Source organism: Bacillus sp. TCT6 (assembly GCF_056033845.1).
Map to the genome: position 1 here is coordinate 340,160 of NZ_JBVYHX010000002.1, position 21,164 is coordinate 361,323.

The window sequence follows — 21,164 nt, forward strand, 5'->3', positions numbered from 1 at the left end:
GAACCAATATTCCAGTCTAGAACTTCGTCTGGATAGAATTTTCACTACAATATGAAATTTCCTGTGAGCCAAGATGTGTGGGAGAAGTTGGGTATTATGAAATCAGTGTATTTCCTAATTTTTTTGATAAGAATGGCAATACAGTTCATTCTTCTTTTAGTTTTGGAGTTGAAAGTGTATTAATATGTGGTGAACCACCTGCCACTTAACGTTCTAACGGACTGTTTATAGAAGGGATTACAATATAGAAAAACCTCAATCTGAGCATTTAATACTTTGGGATAATAGTAAAATATCTATTTAATTAGAATATCCCATGAGAAATTCCACCATCAATTGGAATAAAAGTACCTGTAATAGCACTTGCAGCATTACTAGCTAAAAAAGCTACAACATTCCCAAATTCTATTGGTTCATTATATCTCTTCATTGGTAAATTTTGCGTGATTTCTAATTCGATCTCTTCAACATTTCGCTTTTGTGTTTTAGACATTTCATTTAATAATTCTGATGCGCGAGCAGTTTTGAAAGAACCAGGTCCAACAGTATTAACTGTAACTCCATAACTAGCGTATTGATGAGAAAGGGTTTTCGAAAGAGAAGCTAGTCCAGCCCTATATATATTTGATAAAGTAAGCATTTTTGAAGGCTCTTTTGCAGTAAGGGAAGAATTTATAATAATCCTGCCCCATTTACGAGAGCACATATCAGGAATTAATTGTTTAGTTAAATAAATGACGGGCAATAACAGGTCATTGTGTGCTTTACAGAAATCTTCAATTTTTAACTCCTCTATCGTTCCAGCTTTAGGGCCAGCTACATTTGTGAATAAAATATCAATATTACCCAGTTGGTTTTTTCCTTGCATAATAAGTTTATTTAAATCTTCGATGTTAGTTACGTCGGATGGGATTGCTAGAACTTCTCCTTTACTACCAATATCACAAATTTCTTTTTTAGCTTTTTCTAATTTTTCACTTCTACTTGTAATAATTATATTATGTCCATCAAAGTATAATCTTTTAGCAACTGCTAAGCCAAGTCCATCAGAACTAGCTAACACTAATGCGGTACGTCTTTCAATTTTATTCATTAAATCTCCTCCAACATATCTTCATATAATTGATCATCTTTACTTACATCATATTTTAAAATTCTACCTATAAAATTCTTAGCTTCTGAAGGTTGGGTACCTGTCCCAGGGCGCTTATATGTTAAATCACTCCATTGAATTTTTGTACCTTTAGTCATATCACTACAAGCTACCAAGGACCTACGAGTTAATATAAAATTTGCATCATCCGTATGCCGGCGCTTTATCGGCAAACCTATTGCTTTTTTAATATTACGTATATCAGTTACAAATTGATTTAGTTCATGAGGATTAATAGAAACTTCATAGTCAGGTCTTTTTATTGTAGCGTCTAAACTGAAGTGCTTTTCTATAACGTGAGCACCTAACGTAACTGCTGCTAAGGAGATAGCTGTTCCTGCAGTGTGATCACAGAAACCTACTGGATAATTAAATTTTTTTAGTGTCTCCATTACTCTAAGATCAACTTCATTAGGTGGAGTCGGGTATTTAGTATTCGTTTGATATACAACGACATTTTTCCCACCAGATTTTTCAATAACTTCTAAAGCAGCTTCTATTTCAGGTAACAATGCACTTCCAGTAGAAAGAAATATAGGTAAACCAGTTTTTGCACATTCAGCCAAAAAGGGATGGCATGTAATATCCCCGCTAACTATTTTAAGAAAATCAGCACCTGACTTGACAATAAACTCAAGAGATTTAAAATCTACAACACAAGCCGTCGTAGATAACCCCAAGCTATGTGTAGTATCAAACAATTCGATAATCTGTTCGTCTGATAATCTCCATTTATCCCAATCTAATTTGGTCTTAGAAGATTTTCTACAATCAATGTCATTATAGGCTATATGCTGAAAAGTAACGGCATCAGCCATACTTGAGTTGGCAACCTCGACCATTTTTTTTGCTTCAATAAATGAACCTGCATGATTAATCCCAGCCTCGGCAATTACAAAAACTGATGAATCATCACCAATTAGCTTGCTATTAATATTAAATTTCTGCATCAGCAATCTGTCCTTTCTCAAGGTAACTACAACATTGCAGTAGTTGTATAAAATGTAATTTTTAAGTGAATTTGTAAGGGATTGTTAGCAAGATTTTTATTGAGAAATGTTTAAACAGACGTGAAGTACAAATAATCACATGCTATAACAGCTGCAGTGTTTATTTAGGAGAAGACATACCTACCTTTTTTAAACATCATCTGGAATCTTTTTATGATATTTTAAATCTTTCGCTTTTTTATTTTTCAGCAACTTTAATAACGTATGAACAAATAAAAGAATTTAGAACGTGAAATAAGTATTTTTCAAAATAATTATTGAATAAATGGGGGGATATTTGTTTTAATTTCCAGCAGATAAATATCAATTAGTAGTTTTCCATTAGTGTATTATGTGCGTTCAATGTATATCTATATCGTCATTCTCTTGAAAATATCTAACTAGCCTAAGTGGTTATTATGGAGGTGCTCTATGAAATTAGCATTAGGTACTGTTCAGCTGGGTCTTCATTATGGAATAGGAAATATAATGGGTAAGCCTGATAGGGAAGAGGCTTTAAATATCATCCAATATGCTATAAATAACGGTATTGATGTGTTAGACACAGCGTCTTCTTATGGAAATAGTGAAGCTATTATAGGTGAATATGTCTCAAGCAAAAAAATAGAAAAAAATTTTCAGGTTGTAACTAAATTACCTATGATTGAATCTGAAAATATTGGTATTGAGCATTTAGATAGTTTAATTGATAAATATATTAAACAATCTATGATGAATTTGAAAACAAACATTATAGACTGTTGCCTGTTACATGATTCTAAAAATATGGTTTCACATAATGGATATATCATTCAAAAATTAAATACATTGAAATTAGGGGGAGTAATCAAAAAGATTGGTGTATCCGTTTATACACCTGATGAAGTTAAGCGTTTTTTGGAATTTGATTGTTTTGATATGATTCAAGTCCCTTTAAATATATTTGATCAACGTCTAATTCATTCAGGACTACTACAAAAGCTGAAAACAAAAGGAATAGAAATACATGCTAGAAGTCCATATCTTCAAGGGTTGCTATTAATGGATGCGGAAAAAATCCCCGATTATTTACAAATCGCTAAAAAACCAATAAAAGAATTTGAGTTTTTAGCTCGGGAGTTCAATTTAAGTAGAGCGCAATTGGCTTTATTATTTGTTCGAGAATTGAAAGAAATTGATAAGATTATTATTGGGTGTGAAACAGTAGATCAATTAAAAGAAAATATTCAAATCTGTAATTCACCTTTATTAGAAGAGAAAGTTCTTAATACTGCAAAGAAATTATTTAAGGATATACCTGAGATAATTATTAATCCGAACTTATGGAGGGTAAGTAATGAATCAACATGAATTATTTAGTTTAAAAGGCCAGAATGCAATTGTTACTGGTGGATCTGGTTATCTTGGTTCTGCAATTTCTGAAGGGCTAGCTAAGTATGGCGCAAACGTTATGATAGTTAGTAGAAGCAAAGAAAAATGTATGAATTTGGCTGATCAGTTAAATCAAAAATATAATGTGAAATGTCAGGGATATGCTCTAGATGTTTCAGATAGTAATTCAATAAACCATACATTTGAGGAGATTTACAATTTAGATAATAAGATAGATATTCTTATTAATAATGCTTACTTTGGAGCGGGAAAGACTATTGAAGAAATGACAGAATGGGAGTGGGAAACAGGAATTGATGGTTCTATAAATAATGTGTTTCGAGTTACTAAAAAGGCATTACAATATATGCTACCGAAGAATAAAGGAAATATTATTAATATCTCTTCAATGTATGGTGTTGTTTCCCCAGACCCTTCTATTTACGGCGACTCAGGCTTTAATAATCCTCCAAATTATGGAGCAGGAAAAGCTGCTATCATACAGTTTACCAGGTATCTTGCGTGTCACTATGGTTTAAAAGGAATTAGAGCTAATTCTATCTCTCCAGGTCCATTTCCTAATATAGAAGTTCAGAAAAATAAAGAATTTATTCGAAATTTAAATAAAAAAACAGCGCTAGGTCGTATAGGAAATCCGCAGGAATTACAAGGATTGATTGTTTTTCTTGCATCTAATGCCTCAAGTTATGTAACGGGGCAAAATATTTGTATTGACGGTGGCTGGACATCGTGGTAAAACAGCGCTAGAAAGTTAAGGATGTAATAAGAAAGCTTTCCACTAAAAAAATCTCCTCATTTTATATAAACTGAGGAGATTTTGAAGCGTTGCTAGGAAGGAAATATTCAATATAGTGTTAAAATAGTTTCAAATCGATACTTACTGAATAAAAAAGTTGCCGGACATTTAGTTAAAAAACATGTCAACTATGCACAATTTACTTTAGACAGTGGTCAAGAAACATATAATCGAATATTGAGAAATGGATAAGGATTTTCCTTTTCCATACTAATCACGCACCTTCTTTAGATTAGTAATATTAGTATGTTCAAAATTTTGTCCTAAAGTTTTTGCACTAGAACCTTTTAAACAGCCTTATAAGACTTTTTAAAAACGGGTAGTTTACCAAATTATATAGCCTGAATGACAAATTGAGATTGAGGTATATATAGTAATTGAGCTGTTAAGGAAGTTGTTGTATTAGCAAATGGGTATGCTTCCTTATAAAGAAAATTACTATACACTATTTCATTCATTTCATAGGTCGTACACAGTTTTTTTAGGATTTTTTGAGAAATTTTATTGGTACAAGCAGCAATAAAATCAAAATCTCTTTTACTTATTTCTTGAATGGCATGTGAAAGCAGGGTAGTGACTATACCACTTCCCATCCAATCTGGATGACAAGCGCCCATATCTAGATAGACCAATTTTTCTTTATCTAAATGAGAAAACTCAATAGATTCTGTCTCTAATGTATCTAAAAGGTGAAAAATAGGTTCCATTTGCGGGCATAGTTCAATCGCTTTCTCTGTATCTATTAGTGGCTGGGTTAATTTTTTTGTTAAAAGAACTCCAACAATTTGAAAATTTTCTATTGCTACAAATGACATAGCTTGAGATACAGCTTGTTTCATCATTTCTTCGCACATTTTGTGAAAAGGAGCAAAAGGAATTTGTAAACTGCTTACAAGAGGTTCATTATTCACAAAAGAATGTGCAAGTAAATGTGCCGCATCTTTCACGTGATGTGTATCAAGTAGCTCTATATTCATATGTTTTTCCTCTTTCCTGATATAGTGAATAGTAATTAAAAGGATTAATAATTTTATTTAATTAAGTTTAACTATTAAAGCGCTAACAAAAATGGTTATTAAACATATGAATAAATCTGTTTAGTAGCAATCGAAATATGTTCATAAAGAAATTCTACGATCTCATCTATACATTCAACAGTTGTATATGGAGAGATAGAAAAGAATTTTAATGTAGAAATCGAATTTCTATCACAACTGTTTATTACATCTACTTCACAAGAACGAGTTGTATCACCAAAAAATACTTGATCGCGATTTTTTCCTAGGTAATTAAATAGTTCTATATTTAATCGGTTTGTATCCTCAATCTCTTCTTTTGTTGCAAGGCCTATTCGTTCTTTTTCCCAATTTTCTTGGCCATCTCCATTCATATAGAAACGGAAAGTTGTAATTGGTCCATATGTAAAATCATTTGTGATTGCGACTTGAGGCAGGGCCTTGCGCAACTTCTCTCTAAATAATAGATTTACACGAATATAATTTGCTAGTAATTTTTGAAATCCTTCAACACCAAAGGCTAAAAGATTGATATACATCGGAATAGCGCTACCAGCTCGTGAACATTCTAAGGTATAGCCTGTATGATAACTTCCATATGATCTATTACCAAGATAAGGTGTATCATCTTGTTCAATGTCCATCAGTTGTAAATCAGTATGATTTTTTACGATTAAAATACTTGAAGCATAAGGTGTTTGTCCTAATTTATGAAAATCAAAACATACACTGTCTGCAAGGGACATATATTGCATTTTATCTTGTACGTATTGTAAGGCATTTTTCACATTAGGTTCAAATGAGAGTGAATTTTCTTCAAAACTATAATTATTAAAGAAACTATAGAATCCGCCCATTGCAGAATCAGCATGGATATAAATAGGTTTTAATTTATATTTTTTCTGTATTGCTTCAGCGCTTTCTTTAATTTTTCTTATATCATCAATAGTAAATGTGTCTGTTGATCCCATAGTAGCTAGAATATAAAGGGGGATACCGCCATTGTTAATAACTTGTATCATTTTAGCCTCTAAGTCTTCTATATCCATAGAACTTGTATAAGGATCAGTTTTCACTTTTATTAAGTGATTTGACCCAATGCCAGTTGCTTCAGCTGACTTTAATAAACTATAATGTGCATTTTCAGAAGCAAAGCAATATACATTTTGTGGAGCACCATGTTCTTTTGCTGATGGGAATTGTTTAGAAATTGCTAAGCGCAAGCTCGAAAACACGCATCCTTGTCCACCCCATGTTGTATAGCCACCGCTATTATGCGGATTATAACCAATCAGTTTTGAAAGCATAGATACAACTTTTACTTCTGCTTCAGCTGCTCCCGGACCATATACATCCCAAACACCATTACCATTTAGAAGGGCCATGGTCATTACACCTAATAGTGAAGGTATACTTGGTAGTGGTACCGCGTTAGACAAGTAATACTTATTTGGATAAGGATGACCATTCATAAATTGGTTTAGCTCTTCTATAACCTCAGACATAGTGATGCCATCTAGTGGTATATGACTTTGTTGAATTAAGCTATTGTAGTATCCTTCTGATTTTTCCTCACATTTACCTAAAGTAGCTCGCTCTTCATTTTTTAATTGGTCAAGATTTTTGATTATTTTCTGCATAGATTCTAATAAAAGTTGTTGTTTTTCTTCATTTCCGTCAACGCTCGGAAATAGCTTTAAAATATCTTGCATGCAGTCACTTCTCCTTGTGAAAAACTGGATTTTTATTTTACTTGGTTAAACATAAGGGTATAATAATTTGTAATTGCCCTTTTGAATACTTAGAAATGAGGAGCTATTTAGAAAAAAATGTAATTCCATAGAAGATTATATGAATTATGGAATTTAAAGTAAAGAAAAATTTTTTGATTTATTTTAAAAAAAGTAATTGTGAGATAATGAAGTTTCTAAAAATATGTCTGAATTAATTGTTTATTCGGTTTGCATGTTGCCTTAGCATGTATACAACTAGTGTAGTAGATATTTTAATATAATGTAGAACGTATTATAAGGTAGTTGAATAAAAGGATTCAACTACCTTATAAACTGTAGATATTGTTGGGAAAAGATAAAAAAATAGGGTGGAAGTGCTAAAGATATGTTCTAGTGGAGAAGAAGTAGTAGTATGGATTTGGTAGAAAAATCAGCATGATTTTTTATGGAAGAATAATTATTTGATCAAAGTTGTTTAATGAATTCAATTTCATTATCTAATAATAATGGGCGAATTAAATGTGAAGAGTTTTCTTCAACCTGAGTAGAATTTTTTGCACCAGGAATAGCAACTGAAACGGCAGGGTGACTTAAAACATAACGTAAAGCAACTTGCGCTAAACTTCGATTTGATCGTACAAGTGAACGTAACTTCTCTACTTTGTTTATGCTATCTTTAAACCACTTTTCTTTTGGCCAATCTTTTCTTAAATCATCGTCTGGAAATTGAGTTTCATGATTAAATTTCCCAGTTAAAATTCCCATCTTAAGTGGACCTCTTATCACAGCACCTAAATTATGTTTTTCAATATAAGGAAGGATGTCTTTTTCAGGTTCTTTATTCAGAATACTATAATCTAATTGTACAACATCTAAATCATCATTCTGATTAAAATGTTTAATATAATCTAAATCATTAGTAGAAACGCCAACAGCTCTTACTTTGCCAGATTTTTTTAAGGTGTGGAAAGCTTGTAGAAAGGCTTCTGTTTCTTCAGGTTTATCCCACCAAATATGACAAAAGTACACATCTATATAGTCCGTTTTAAGCCGCAGTAAACTAGCCTCAAACGCATCAATGATCTTTTGAGGATCTCCATAAACGGCTGGTTGATTTTGGTCATAATGATGACCAATTAATCCACCTTTTGTAGAAAGAATTATATCCTGTCTGCGATTATTTATAGCTTTTGCAACTAACGTTTCACTATGACCTAGTCCATAAACATCAGCAGTGTCAATAAAATTAACCCCTAGATCAATCGCTTTATTTATTGCATCAATGGATTCATTATCTTTTACTGCTCCCCATTCATCTCCACCAATTGCCCAAGAACCGAATCCTATCTCTGAAACAATTAATCCAGTGTTTCCTAATAATCTATATTCCATTATGTACGGACTCCTCCTTTTCAGTTTATGTTATTAGAAATATATATAGCGAACAGATGGAATATTCTAGAATTTGTTTTCTGGATATGGATTAGATATCTTAATAAATATACATATAAATATTTTATAAAAAGTAATTAGAATTATTAGTTAAATGGTTTTTTATGCTTGAATTGAATAAAAGTATGGATTTTTACGGTATAAATATGAACTTTATTCATAATTTTAATAACTATGCATTAAGCGAAATAAATGTTGAATTTAGTCGGAAAATATATATGTACAAATCGTAGAATCTGTACATATAGTTATAAATGTAAATATTATCCGTTTTGAAATATTTATAAAAGGAGAAATTCATATGAAAGAAATACAAAAGCAATATGAAATTGTAGAAGAATTGGATGCAACAGTAGGGCAAGAAGCATTATGGATAGCGCATCAAATGGAATTAGAAAAAGGAATGAACAATGAACCTACTATTATAAAGCTAAAAGGAAATCTTCAAATAGAGACCTTTAAGAAAACGCTTACTTTAATAGTGCAATCTTATCCGGCGCTGCGTACACTATTTATGAAAAAGGACGGAAAAATTAAACAATTAATTCGAAAGAGTATAGATTTTGATATACCAATTAAGGATTTAACTGCTTTTAAAAATAAAGAACAAAAATCTATTTTAAAAAAATTCGTAGAATCTAGAGTGAATGAGAAGTTTAATTTAGAAGAAGGCCCTTTGTTTAAATTCCACATCATTAAATTAAGTGAAGATGAATTTATTTTGCATATGATTTTTCATCACATTATTTATGATGGATGTAGTTTAGGAATTTTTGTCCGACAATTATCTAATACGTATTGTGAATTACTTCAAGAAAATACGGGTTTAGTATTAGAATCTCCTTATAAGAGCCTTGTAGAATTTGAGGAAGGTTTTATTGACAGCGCAATATATAGAGAAGGATCATCCTATTGGCAAGATTATTTACAAGGTGAATTACCTCCTACGGAGTTTCCTGTTACTGTAAATAAAAGGGATGAACAGAGATATACGAACAAAAATATAAGCAAGAGTATAGATTCCGCTCTCTTTTATCAAATACAATGTTTTGCTAAAAGTAATAACATAAGTGTCTATCGGGTTATGTTAAGTACGTATTGTATCTTGCTTCATCAAATGACAAATGCTGAAGAAATTATTGTAGGTATTCCGATTAATACTAGACCACATACGGAAGAAATGAATGCTTTTGGCTATTTTGTTAATACATTACCTATACGTATAACAATAGAAAAAGGGGATACATTTAGGCAAATACTTAACAAGGTGAACAAATTTGTTCATTTAGCTATTAAATATAAACATAATCCGTATTCACATATCGTAAAAGATTTAAATCTAAATAAAAATACACACCATAATATGATATATGCAACGGCATTTAATACGGTAAGGTTGCCTCAATTGAAAATTCCTGATATTGAGTCCGTAGTTTTAACAGATTGTAAAAGAGTAAATCCTTTTAACATGACCTGGAGAATAATGAGATATGAAGGGGAAACAGGGAATAAAATTGAGGTTGACTATAACTCTGCCTTATATAAGCCAGAGAGTATTAATGATTTAGTTGAAAGATATATATATTTGTTACAAAAACTAATGAAGCAGGTGAACGAACCTATCCATTCATTGGATTTACTTTTAAAAAAGGATCATCGTTTATACAAAGATATAAACTCGAATACTCTTGCATATCCTAATTCAAAAACACTAGATCAATTAATCGATCTACAAGCATTAAAATCACCAAATCAAATAGCGATTTCTATGGAAGATAGATCGATTACCTATTATGACTTGCAGCAAAGGTCAAATCAAATAGCGAATTATTTACGTGAAAATGATATAAAAAAGGGACAACGTGTAAGCGTTACTATGGTGAGAGAAATTGATACAATTGTGTGGATTCTAGGCATCCTAAAATCAGGTGGAGTTTATGTACCAATCGATCCCAAGTTTCCTGAAAAAAGAATAGAATACATCTTAAAAGATAGTGAAAGTCAAATGATTATTACAAAGAAAGAATACAGGGGATTGATTGAAAGTTTTGCGATTCATACAATTTATCTAGAGGATTTTCATTACGCTAATTCTATAGATAATATTGCACCTACACATACCATAGAAGATGCAGCTTATATTATCTACACTTCTGGTTCAACAGGTTTACCAAAAGGAGTAGTTGTGCCACATAAAGGAGTAATTAATTTATCATATTCATTAATGAATCAATTTAATTTAGACAAAAATGATGTGTTTTTACAATTTGCAACGATGATTTTTGATGCCTCTATTATGGAAATGTTTCCGATTTTGTTATGCGGAGGGAGAATACATTTAATTTCTGAAATCGAAAAACGTTCAGCAGAGGAATTTATAAATGTAATTCAAAAGAATGGTATTACATATGTTCTTTTACCAACAGCATTTTTTAAATTAATAGCTGATATGCCAAAAGAAATGTTGCTTAAATTAAATTCTATAAAATGTGTATTTGTGGGAGGGGAAACCTTACCTGCTGAATCAGTTCATAAATGGCAAAGTAAATTAGGGTTAAAGATTCCGGTTCTTAACGCATATGGTCCTACTGAAACTACTGTATGTGCAACCATTTATAAAGTAAATCATGAGATACAAAAAGAATCTTCTAATATTCCAATAGGTAAACCAATCGCTAATAGTGAAGTTTTCGTGGTTAGTCCGTTTAATACGTTATGTCCGTCAGGTGTAGTAGGTGAGTTATTCATTGGCGGTGATGGAGTAGCCAACGGATATTTAAATCAAAAGGAAAAAACAGAAGAGGCTTTTATTTCTTTCGATAAATCCTATAATCATGATAAAAAGATGTATTGTACTGGAGATCTAGTACGTCTTTTGCCAAATGGAAACTTAGAATTTATCGGAAGGAAAGATAATCAAGTAAAACTACGTGGTTATCGTATTGAGCTTGATGAAATTGAAAGAGCATTATTTAAACAACCAGAGGTAAAGGATACAGTAGTGGTAACTTATCAAAATGACAAAATTGCTAGCTTTTATTTATCAAAAGACAATAAGGAGATAAAACAAGAGGACCTAAAAACATTATTAAGTAAAAGTTTACCAGATTTTATGATGCCAAATTATATATTTCATCTTAAAACATTTCCATTATCACCAAGTGGTAAGATTGATAGAAAAAAATTAGAATTACAAATCCCATCTTTACTTGAAAACATGCAAAAGCAATATGTACCACCGATAAGTGAAACAGAAAAAAGGTTGGCAAAAACATGGGCTGATATTTTAAATTTAGGGAAATATAGAGTCAGCAGAGATGATGACTTTTTTAAACTTGGGGGACATTCATTAATTGCTGTGCAAGTGTTAAATCAAATTCAAAAAGAGTTTCATCTAAAAATTGAAATTAGAGATATTTTTGAGCATACAACTATTGCTAGTCTATCTGCTTACATCGATAAATTAATGGCAGTAAATCATGATAGGGAAGAACAGAAGATGCAAATATTAAAAGTTGCAGATAAGGAAAGTTATCAGTTATCAAGTGCTCAAAAAAGAATCTGGTTTTTAAATAAATCAAACGCTATTAATAGAGTATACGATACACCACTACACATATATATTGAGCCGAGTTTGAAAAAAGATATTTTACAGGACGCCATAAGGTTTTTAGTTGAACGACACGAGATGCTCCGCACAGTGTTTATTGAAAAAAATGGGGAGCCTAGACAAGTCATATTAAAATCAATAGCGATTGACTTGATACACCATGAGATTGAACACATGGCTAAAAAGGAACAACAAGAATATATACGTAGAACAATAAATCAAACGGATCATACACCATTTGATTTGGAAAATGGACCGCTTTTCCGGATTAGAATTTTTAATCTTGATAAGAAAAAATCCTATATATATATCAATTTACATCACATTATTACTGATGAGTGGAGTGTAAGGAATTTATTAGATGAATTAATGAAGGTATATAGTGCCTTTGCTAAACGAAGAAATCCTGAGTTGCCAACTATCTCTAATCGATATGTAGATTATGTTGAGTGGGAACAAGAGCAGTTAAATCTAGGTTGGTGGGATACAGAAAAATCTTATTGGATGGCCGAACTTGCAGCACCTCTTCCTATATTAAATCTTCCTTTAGATTTTAGTAGGAATCGTCAAAGTACAAATAAAAAAAATAAAGGTACAGTATTTGAAATGAAGTTAGATAATGAAATGAAAGAGTCTTTGAAACAAGTATGTGAACAAGAGAATGTTTCTATGTATATGCTATTTTTGGCAGCGTATATTCAATTGTTACATTATCTAACGGATCAAAAAGATATTATTGTAGGTACACCGGTTGTTGGAAGGAATCATCAAGAATTTGAAAAAATACAAGGATTTTTTGTAAATACCTTAGCGATTAGAACACAATTGAATGATGTGAAAAATTTAACACAGCTATTAAAAGTAGTAAGAGAGAAATGTTTGAATTCATTCCAAAACCAATCGTACCCATTTGATAAAGTAATTGAACAAATAAATCCTGATAGAAGCTTTGGAAATAACCCGATTTTTTCTACTATGTTTAGTTATCAGAAAGATATTCTGCAGCAACATGATGCGTATAAGCTTCAGTTGTTACCTAATAAACAAGATATTAGTAAGTTTGACATTTCTTTAGCTGTTGAAGAAGGATTGGATTATCTAGGGATTTCATTTGAGTATGATCTTACCCTTTTCAAGGAAAAGTCAATTAATAGATTTACTCAAAATTTACTTAATATACTGGACGCATTTATTCATCAACGAACAGTAGCATATGAAAATCTTTCATTCCTATCACAGGAAGAAGAATCTCTATATAAAAAGGTAAATCAGACAGAAAGACCATATCTTTATTTTCAAAATATACAGGAGCAATTCTATATGCAAGTAGATAGACAACCCAATCGGATTGCTATAGCGACTGAAACGGAATCTTTAACATATAGACAATTAAATATGAGCTCTAATCAAGTAGCTCAACATTTACTCGAAAAAGGTATAAAAAGAGGTGATAAGGTAGCCATATTTTTAGATAGAAGCATGAATAGTATCGTTTCTATGCTTGGAATATTAAAAGCCGGTGCTGCCTATATACCAATCGATGTAAAATACCCTGAGGATAGAATAAATTATATAGTTTGTAACAGTGAGGCATGTAGAATTATAACGAGTAACAAATACAAAAGTCATTTGAATTTAAGTGATTATAAGGTTTCAATAATAGAGGATATATATCGTACGACTATAAATGATGATGTGAAAATTTTAAATAAACCAGATGACTTGGCATATGTAATTTATACTTCAGGATCAACAGGAAAACCAAAAGGTACATTATTAACGCATAAAGGAGTATTAAATTTAGTTGAATGGAGAAATGAAGTATTTGAGATTTCTCCAAATGATAAAGTAACACAGTTTTATTCCCATAGTTTTGATTCTTCTGTATCGGAAATTTTTTCTACCTTGTTAAATGGGGCGGAACTATGTTTATTAAGTGATGAACAGCGCTATTCAACTGTCGCATATGCTCAAGCCATTCAAGAAACACAAGCAACTATTTCTGACATACCAACAGTATTTTTCAATGAATTATCGTCTTCATTAACTAAACTGGATAGCGAAAAGATACGTTCTTTAAGATTTATAATAATGGGAGGGGAAGCTGCATCAACAAATGCCATTAGAAGTTGGCAAAATACTTTTAAAAACCAAGTACAGCTGGTAAATGAGTATGGCCCTACTGAAGCAACAGTCTCAGCAATGTATTATTTCATACCAGTATTAGAAGGCGAAAATAATCTTTTAGGAAGCATACCGATTGGTATTCCAATTTCTAATACAAAGGTTCATATATTGAATTCATATATGCAACATTGTCCGGTAGGGAGCATGGGTGAATTATATATTGAAAGTTTAGGATTGGCCCAAGGGTATTGGAAGCAGGAAGAGAAAACAAAACAGGCATTTATTTCAAATCCATTTTCAGAAGACAATAGTAAAAGATTATATCGAACAGGTGACTTAGCAAGATGGTTACCAAATGGAAATATAGAATTTATGGGAAGAAAAGATAAGCAGGTTAAAATTAGAGGGCACAGAATTGAATTAGGAGAAATAGAAGATGCAATGTTACAACTTGAGGGGATAGGTCAGGCTGTGGTAACACAAACGAAAGATGGAATGTTACTGCAAGCTTATTATAAAACAGTGGACGGTATAGGGATAGAGAAAAATAAGCTAGCAATACATTTATCAAATGTATTGCCAGAATATATGATCCCTAAATATTACTCTCATGTGTTAGAAATACCTATAACGGCGAATGGGAAAATTGATTTTGAAAAACTACCAGAAATAGAGTTTGATTATGAGCAAAATGATGAGTGTAAACTTAAACCTCAAACTAAAGTGCAAAAAAACATTGCAAAGGTATGGTCTGAAGTTCTAAACGTAAAATCTATAGGTTTAAAAGATGATTTCTTTAATTTGGGTGGACATTCTTTAAAAGTTATGCCGGCATTAGTCAAATTAAAACCGTTATACCCTAACTTGAAAATTCAAGATTTCTTTAAGTATAGAACAATAAAAGAATTAGCCTCTCATATTGAAGAGATGGAAGATATGTCGTCCAAGAAAGATAAAAATATGAATGTGGCATGTATGGAAAATGAAACGAAAACGACTTCTGTTTATGAAAGAACTAAATTAGAAGAATGTGAGTTAGATATGGTGAATTATCCAAAAACAGTTTTCCTTACAGGGGCAACAGGATATTTAGGGGCACATATTTTAGAAAGGTTATTACAGTTGCCAACTACTACTATTTACTGTTTAGTAAGAAAAAATGAGGATCAAGTAATTGGTGCAAAGTTAAACGAAAGAATGGAGTTTTATTTTGGTAAAGAAATCCTCCAAAAGTTGAAGGAGAGAGTAGAATTAATTGAAGGAGATTTATCCTTGATGAATCTAGGTCTAGATTCAAAGCAATTGGACCATTTAAAGAATAGGATAGAGTCAATCATACATTGTGGTGGAGAAGTTAGACACTATGGAGAACGTGAGCATTTTCAAAAGGTAAATGTTCAGTCTACAAAATACTTATTGGAATTAGCTAAGAACACAAATGCACGTTTTCATTATATATCGACTTTAAGTGTAGTAGGTCAGGCTGAAAGCGATCCAAAAGAATTTGAATTCTTTGAGTCTAATTTTGATAGAGGGCAAAATTTAGATAATCTGTACCTAGAAAGTAAGTTTCAAGGCGAGAAAATGGTTAGAGAAGCAATGGAAAAAGGAGTTCGTGCCACAATATATCGTGTGGGGAATTTAGTGGGTAACTCTAAAACAGGTAAATTTCAATACAATATTAATGAAAACGCATTTTATAGATTATTAAAAGGGATATGCCTATCTAGCATAGCTCCTGACGTCAATACGTATGTAGATTTAACGCCTGTAGACTATGGAAGTTTAGCTATTACTGAATTATCTTATAAGGTCAATACAGTAAATAAAACCATGCATATCTGTAATCCAAATCAGCTTAAATGGGATCAATTTATTAATAGTTTACAAGCTTTTGGATACGATATCCTGTTAATGAAACAAGAGAAGTATATAGAGAAGTTTTTTAATACAAATTTAACTACTGATGAACAGAAAGCTTTAGAGCTCATAATGCCTTTATTAGAATCTGTAGAAGAGCTATCAGTAGCTATACCATCTTGTTTATACACGCAAAGATATTTGAAGAATATACATTGTTTAGAGCCAAATCAAGAATATATCAATTTGCTATTACATTACGCTATGAGTATCGAGTTTTTACCAACCATTAAAGAACCAATATTGCTATAGAATATACTATCGATTTTGAACAGATTGGTTTATAAATATGAAGTTTTGAATATTTGTTTACTTTCGCTTGTTATTTGGAAAAGTAAAAAGAACTTGTAGTTTTATCTACAAGTTCTTTTCGATTAAAAGGTTTATACATTTAGTTGGTTGGATAATATTTCAATTCTTCATATTACTAACAGAAGAAATTAACTAAGACAAATAATTCTTTTCAATAAGAGAAAAAATACAATTTTATATTAAGACCAAATCCATCGATCATCAGTTAATGCTTGAGAATCATTAACTTTTTCAATCTCATCTGTTATCGACCACTCATTACTTCTTTCAGCGTTCGCCATATGAACTTTAACCTTTTCACCTACATTAAATTTCTGCCCGTGTGTCAAATAAACTGTAACATTACGTTTACTTCCGTCATTTCCAGTATATTGAACAATTACATAATTATATTCTTCTATTCCAGATTTAAACTTATCTACTTTTGTAACATGTCCTATTTCATATTCATATGCAAAAACATGTTTTAAATAACTTCCCTGGTGTAATGTATCAGTATCTTGAACCTTTTCAATTGACTCTGCAACCATATAGTCCGTAAAATTACGCATCATTGCACCAGTAGCTTTTACTTGATCACCAACTTTTACATTTGGTGTAGAGTTTAAATAGATACTAATAGGTTCTGAATACTTTGTTGACTCAACAGAGATAACATTATCAGTAACCTCAACTACACGCCCTTCAATTGTTGATAAATTTGACTCGATAGAAGCTGCACTTGCTTTTGTTACTTCTAATCCTGGTAGATTTGTGCCTGCAAGAGCTGCAATTCCTAATGCACCAGCTAAAATGATTTTTTTCATACCTTATAACATCTCCATTCCGGTTGTAGTTAAATACGCAGTTAGGTTTAATTCGTAAATAACTTTCGTATATCACCTAACATGTAATCATTATAGTTACAATAAGAATGATTATCAACTATAATTGAAATGTAATTTTGCATAATAATAAATCATGATTTAATAATTTATCATTCAAATGGAAAGTAAGATGTGTATGTGTGAAATTGTTACCGTAGAGCAAAAAGGAACTGTCGTGCGAAATGGGGAAAGAAAAATGCTAGGCGTAAATGGTCAACATATAAAATTCCTAATTAAACAGTGGAAAATTATAACCGTGAAAAAATTATACACGGTTATATTATCTTTTCGAGAGGATATTAAGGTGAAGGGTAAGAAAATTGAAGGATTAAGAGCTAAATAAAAGCCACTTAATACATCTAAAAAGACGAGATAGGCCATCACGACTGTCTATTTCTATTTTTTATTACAAATTAATCCGCTGAATCCACCTATTTTTTTGAGCTCTAAAAGCTGGGGAAACAAATTTTAACATACCGACTCGAAAACTTCGACTCTTAGAAAACATCTATAAAATGATTGTAAAATAAATAAAGAAGGATAAATAGATTTTCTCAATAGTAAAAATATTTACAAAATAGTAAAATATAGGTATGTAATTTCATAATAAACACAAAAAATAAAGAGGGGATGAGGAAAATGAATTTAAAACAATTAGGGATTATATTATTAGGAACCGTAACACTTGTGTTTAGTAGTACAAATTTTGTGGACGCTGCTAGAAAACAGAAAGAATTTAGAGATACGGAGCCAAATAATACTCTTGAAACAGCCAATAGACTAGATTTGGGGTATGATTGTGTGGTTTATGGCAATTTAAATTTAAACGATAAAGACGGTATAGATATCTTTAGATTTTCCCCAAGTGATACTATGAAAGTTGAAGTTACTTTGCAAGGAATGCATGATGATAATGATTTTGATCTATTTGTACGAAATTCGAAAGGTAAAATAATAAAAAAATCTTTGAACCTTTCTAATGATATGGAAAAAATTATTTTTGAAGCGGAAGAATGGGAAGACTATTATATTGAAGTAAGTTCATCGGTAAGAGGGAATGAAGATAATAACTTTGATTATATTTTAGTAGCAGAAAAATATTAAAACTAGTAAATTTAGAGGCCATCCAAATGGGTGGTTTCTTGTTTTTTCAAGAGATATATGCGTAAAGCCAGTTGGGGTTATTTTTTTGGAGTATTATTTTTACTTAGTGGCTTATCAAACGAAGTATGACTTTGAATTGTAATAGTAAATGAATTAATTGATTAACCTATAAAAACGTAGGAATTAAATATTTCTACGTTTTTTTGTACATAACATTTAAATAAACAGCTTGTTTTTTGAAAAAGTTGAAAGATGTTATTTATATTGGCGTGGATATTTATTACAATGTACTCTATAGAAAAAAGTAGCTGCAAGTGCAACTACTTTTTCACAAAAACATTATTATTCAAATAAAACCTTTAGCGTAAACTTGCGCTTAATGGTACTTGAGAATAAACTGTGAAATTGTTACCATAAGTACCGTGTCTTGAAAATGAGGAAGAAATTAAACTGTTCCAACTTTTGTAGGTAGCCCCGGATGTATCTGTTCTTAGAAGTACATTTGAAAAGCTAGCTTGGCTAAAGGAGTTACGTCCAGTATCTTCAACCCCCTGAACCATTTTTACTGGTTCATATTGAGAAAATGAGCCATATACAGGCTGATTAGCATATCTAGGGTTTCCATTTACATACATAGTAACCGTACCATTTCCGTTATTAACTATTTTAAGATTTACTCGATCACCATCTTTAATTGACGCATCAAACTGTGTGTTCCAATACTTACTGTTTTGACCTGATTCATTATATCCTGAATTTAGAAATACTTTATATCCACTTGGTGTTTTGGAAATACCACCCTCAACTTTAGATGCCCCAATACCTAAATACCAATTCACATACCCATCTTTAACAACAACTGATTTTGGTAGATTTATATCAGCTGCAATTCCGGTATAGGTACTATTTGTAACACTTTTTACAGCGCCTTCTGTAGCTGCAAAACTAGTATTTGAAAACATTGATAGAGAAATTAGAAGTGAACCAACTAGATACATCATTTTTTTCTTACTTTTTCTTAATATTGGATTCATTTTAGACTCCCCTTATTTTATATTCTTAAATTGTATGGAAAGTTGGCCAACTAACTACAACTTACAAACTAAAGATATATCAGGTTTCATTTGATGTATATATTTTCCTGTTATAAGTCATCGAAATGTCAAATGAATTTGATTTTTCATATTTATCAATATAGGTGGAGTTGACAGATTAAAGTGGTATGTCTATTTAAATGTAAGCAGATTTTGTTAAAAATACTATTAAAACCTATAAATATGTTGTGGATAATATGTACTACGGTTCATTTAGGAGAGAAAAATATGGAATGAATATAGTGGGATTTTTCAAAGAGTATATCTGAAATGTTTAGAAATAGATTAAAAACAAAGGAAATAAAAGAATCGTTTTTCTTAAGGAATTCATTGAAACAGTCCGTAGATGAAGGGGAATATATGATTTATAAGACATGGATTTCCTATATAAAAGAAGAAAGGGGATCCAGCTATGGGAATTACAAATACAAGATCAAAGTTAGATAATGCAGCTATTGAAGGGGCTATAGAGGCATTAAAAGGTCAAAATGAATGTTTACGTATGGAAATAGATTATTTAAAAAAGTTAAAGGTTTTAGTTGAAAAAGAGAAGGAATTCCAGAACAAGACAAAGCAAAAGTAATTTATCTTATGAAATTTGAAAGTATGAAACATATTAAGATAGTATTAGATAATTATCTAGGTCATTACAATCGCAAAAGAATCAAAGTACAGTTAAAAGGAATGAGTCCAGTACAATACCGGACTCACATTCAGATGGTCGCTTAATTTTTGTTTAACTCTTTGGGGCCAGTTCATCATAGGTGATTGAATAATGTTGGCTTGCTAAGCTTAGTGATTGTTATTCTTTAACTGATCTTAAATTACGTTAGTTTAAGTATTGAGAGTAAAAGAATAGGAATAGAAAAATTAATGTTTTGCTAAATAATCTATTAAAGAAACTTAAAGGAATAACAAGTTCTCCTATTGTAAGGATTTTAAGCTTATCCTTATTTAGTCCTTTTATTAATTCTTTTAATGTTTGGAAGTTTATTTTATTAACGAAAGACCAACTTGGCACAGTTTTTGTATCTGAACCTATTTTGAAAACGATATGAATACTATGTGCATGAAAACCGCTTATTATTAAAATAAGCATAAATCCTAAAATAATGAACCAAGTCATTTTTCAATACCTCCTTTGAGTATCTAATATTAAGATATTAAAACCGTTGAGAAAGTGTGCTGTTGTCCGTGAAAAATATTGAGAATTTGTTGAGGGAATATTGAAAATGTTGCAATGCGATTGATTGTAGGGGAGTTAGAGTTAATAATGCTTGTCAGATTATATGCGTGAAAAAAGGAAATAGGAAAGAGAACAGTTGCGTAGACTGTTCTCTTAAGGAGCGGAAGTGCTGAACATTTTCAATGACAATGATTCAAGCCTTCCGTTAATAGTATGTGCATATATTTATCATTTTAGCCAAGAAGATTCCTTCCTCAAGGAGTGTGTGAAGGGCAACAGCCCAGGAGTAGGTGGGAGCTGAATTGGCTTCGAACAAGGGATGGCAGGAAGCCATCTTAATTGTTCGACATATAGAAAGTGTTACTTTACTATATATCGAATATACGTTTGGTTTATAATAGTTATATACCGAAA

14 protein-coding genes are annotated in these 21,164 nt (G+C 31.3%); 6 read left to right on the forward strand and 8 right to left on the reverse strand.

Annotated features, from left to right (window positions below; translation table 11 throughout):
* Window positions 1–304: 304 nt before the first annotated feature.
* Together AC0ONG_RS28550 and AC0ONG_RS28555 are read right to left on the reverse strand one after the other, a co-directional pair.
* On the reverse strand, window positions 305–1,093 hold the full coding sequence (locus AC0ONG_RS28550; protein ID WP_097815259.1) for an SDR family oxidoreductase: 789 nt from the start codon (window positions 1,091–1,093) through the stop codon (window positions 305–307).
* Window positions 1,093–2,103 (reverse strand): N-acetylneuraminate synthase family protein, encoded by a 1,011-nt coding sequence (locus tag AC0ONG_RS28555; protein WP_474205088.1) that lies wholly within the window; start codon window positions 2,101–2,103, stop codon window positions 1,093–1,095. Before AC0ONG_RS28555 ends, AC0ONG_RS28550 begins: the two co-directional genes overlap by 1 nt.
* Window positions 2,104–2,574: 471 nt before the next feature.
* Here AC0ONG_RS28555 and AC0ONG_RS28560 point away from each other — a divergent pair, with 471 nt between their 5' ends.
* Window positions 2,575–3,492, forward strand: coding sequence for an aldo/keto reductase (locus AC0ONG_RS28560; protein WP_474205090.1), 918 nt, complete (start codon window positions 2,575–2,577; stop codon window positions 3,490–3,492).
* Window positions 3,479–4,270, forward strand: a complete 792-nt coding sequence (locus tag AC0ONG_RS28565; RefSeq protein ID WP_098033635.1) for an SDR family oxidoreductase — start codon at window positions 3,479–3,481, stop codon at window positions 4,268–4,270. Before AC0ONG_RS28560 ends, AC0ONG_RS28565 begins: the two co-directional genes overlap by 14 nt.
* Before the next feature lie 392 nt (window positions 4,271–4,662).
* On the opposite strand, the gene AC0ONG_RS28570 is transcribed toward AC0ONG_RS28565, so the two are convergent.
* The 3 genes from AC0ONG_RS28570 to AC0ONG_RS28580 form a co-directional block, all read right to left on the reverse strand.
* Window positions 4,663–5,307 (reverse strand): GNAT family N-acetyltransferase, encoded by a 645-nt coding sequence (locus AC0ONG_RS28570; RefSeq protein WP_098855073.1) that lies wholly within the window; start codon window positions 5,305–5,307, stop codon window positions 4,663–4,665.
* A 98-nt stretch (window positions 5,308–5,405) separates the two neighbouring features.
* On the reverse strand, window positions 5,406–7,058 hold the full coding sequence (locus tag AC0ONG_RS28575) for a pyridoxal phosphate-dependent decarboxylase family protein (RefSeq protein WP_098033636.1): 1,653 nt from the start codon (window positions 7,056–7,058) through the stop codon (window positions 5,406–5,408).
* A gap of 486 nt (window positions 7,059–7,544) precedes the next feature.
* Window positions 7,545–8,471 (reverse strand): aldo/keto reductase, encoded by a 927-nt coding sequence (locus AC0ONG_RS28580; protein WP_098033637.1) that lies wholly within the window; start codon window positions 8,469–8,471, stop codon window positions 7,545–7,547.
* Between the two features lie 361 nt (window positions 8,472–8,832).
* Here AC0ONG_RS28580 and AC0ONG_RS28585 point away from each other — a divergent pair, with 361 nt between their 5' ends.
* Window positions 8,833–16,440: a non-ribosomal peptide synthetase gene (locus tag AC0ONG_RS28585; RefSeq protein ID WP_474205094.1), complete on the forward strand. Its 7,608-nt coding sequence runs from the start codon at window positions 8,833–8,835 to the stop codon at window positions 16,438–16,440.
* A gap of 239 nt (window positions 16,441–16,679) precedes the next feature.
* Here AC0ONG_RS28585 and AC0ONG_RS28590 read toward each other — a convergent pair whose 3' ends face one another.
* Window positions 16,680–17,306 (reverse strand): hypothetical protein, encoded by a 627-nt coding sequence (locus tag AC0ONG_RS28590; protein ID WP_474205096.1) that lies wholly within the window; start codon window positions 17,304–17,306, stop codon window positions 16,680–16,682.
* A 699-nt stretch (window positions 17,307–18,005) separates the two neighbouring features.
* On the opposite strand from AC0ONG_RS28590, the gene AC0ONG_RS28595 reads away from it, so the two are divergent.
* The gene (locus AC0ONG_RS28595) at window positions 18,006–18,470 is read left to right on the forward strand and encodes a hypothetical protein (protein ID WP_474205098.1); all 465 of its coding nucleotides are present in this window, start codon (window positions 18,006–18,008) and stop codon (window positions 18,468–18,470) included.
* 359 nt (window positions 18,471–18,829) lie between these two features.
* On the opposite strand, the gene AC0ONG_RS28600 is transcribed toward AC0ONG_RS28595, so the two are convergent.
* Window positions 18,830–19,504, reverse strand: coding sequence for a hypothetical protein (locus AC0ONG_RS28600; RefSeq protein ID WP_474205100.1), 675 nt, complete (start codon window positions 19,502–19,504; stop codon window positions 18,830–18,832).
* Between the two features lie 472 nt (window positions 19,505–19,976).
* On the opposite strand from AC0ONG_RS28600, the gene AC0ONG_RS28605 reads away from it, so the two are divergent.
* Both AC0ONG_RS28605 and AC0ONG_RS28610 read left to right on the forward strand, forming a co-directional pair.
* The gene (locus tag AC0ONG_RS28605) at window positions 19,977–20,147 is read left to right on the forward strand and encodes a hypothetical protein (protein ID WP_176519910.1); all 171 of its coding nucleotides are present in this window, start codon (window positions 19,977–19,979) and stop codon (window positions 20,145–20,147) included.
* A gap of 23 nt (window positions 20,148–20,170) precedes the next feature.
* Window positions 20,171–20,293: an IS3 family transposase gene (locus AC0ONG_RS28610; RefSeq protein WP_199670361.1), complete on the forward strand. Its 123-nt coding sequence runs from the start codon at window positions 20,171–20,173 to the stop codon at window positions 20,291–20,293.
* 100 nt (window positions 20,294–20,393) lie between these two features.
* On the opposite strand, the gene AC0ONG_RS28615 is transcribed toward AC0ONG_RS28610, so the two are convergent.
* Window positions 20,394–20,690, reverse strand: coding sequence for a hypothetical protein (locus tag AC0ONG_RS28615; RefSeq protein WP_474205102.1), 297 nt, complete (start codon window positions 20,688–20,690; stop codon window positions 20,394–20,396).
* Between the last annotated feature and the right edge of the window lie 474 nt (window positions 20,691–21,164).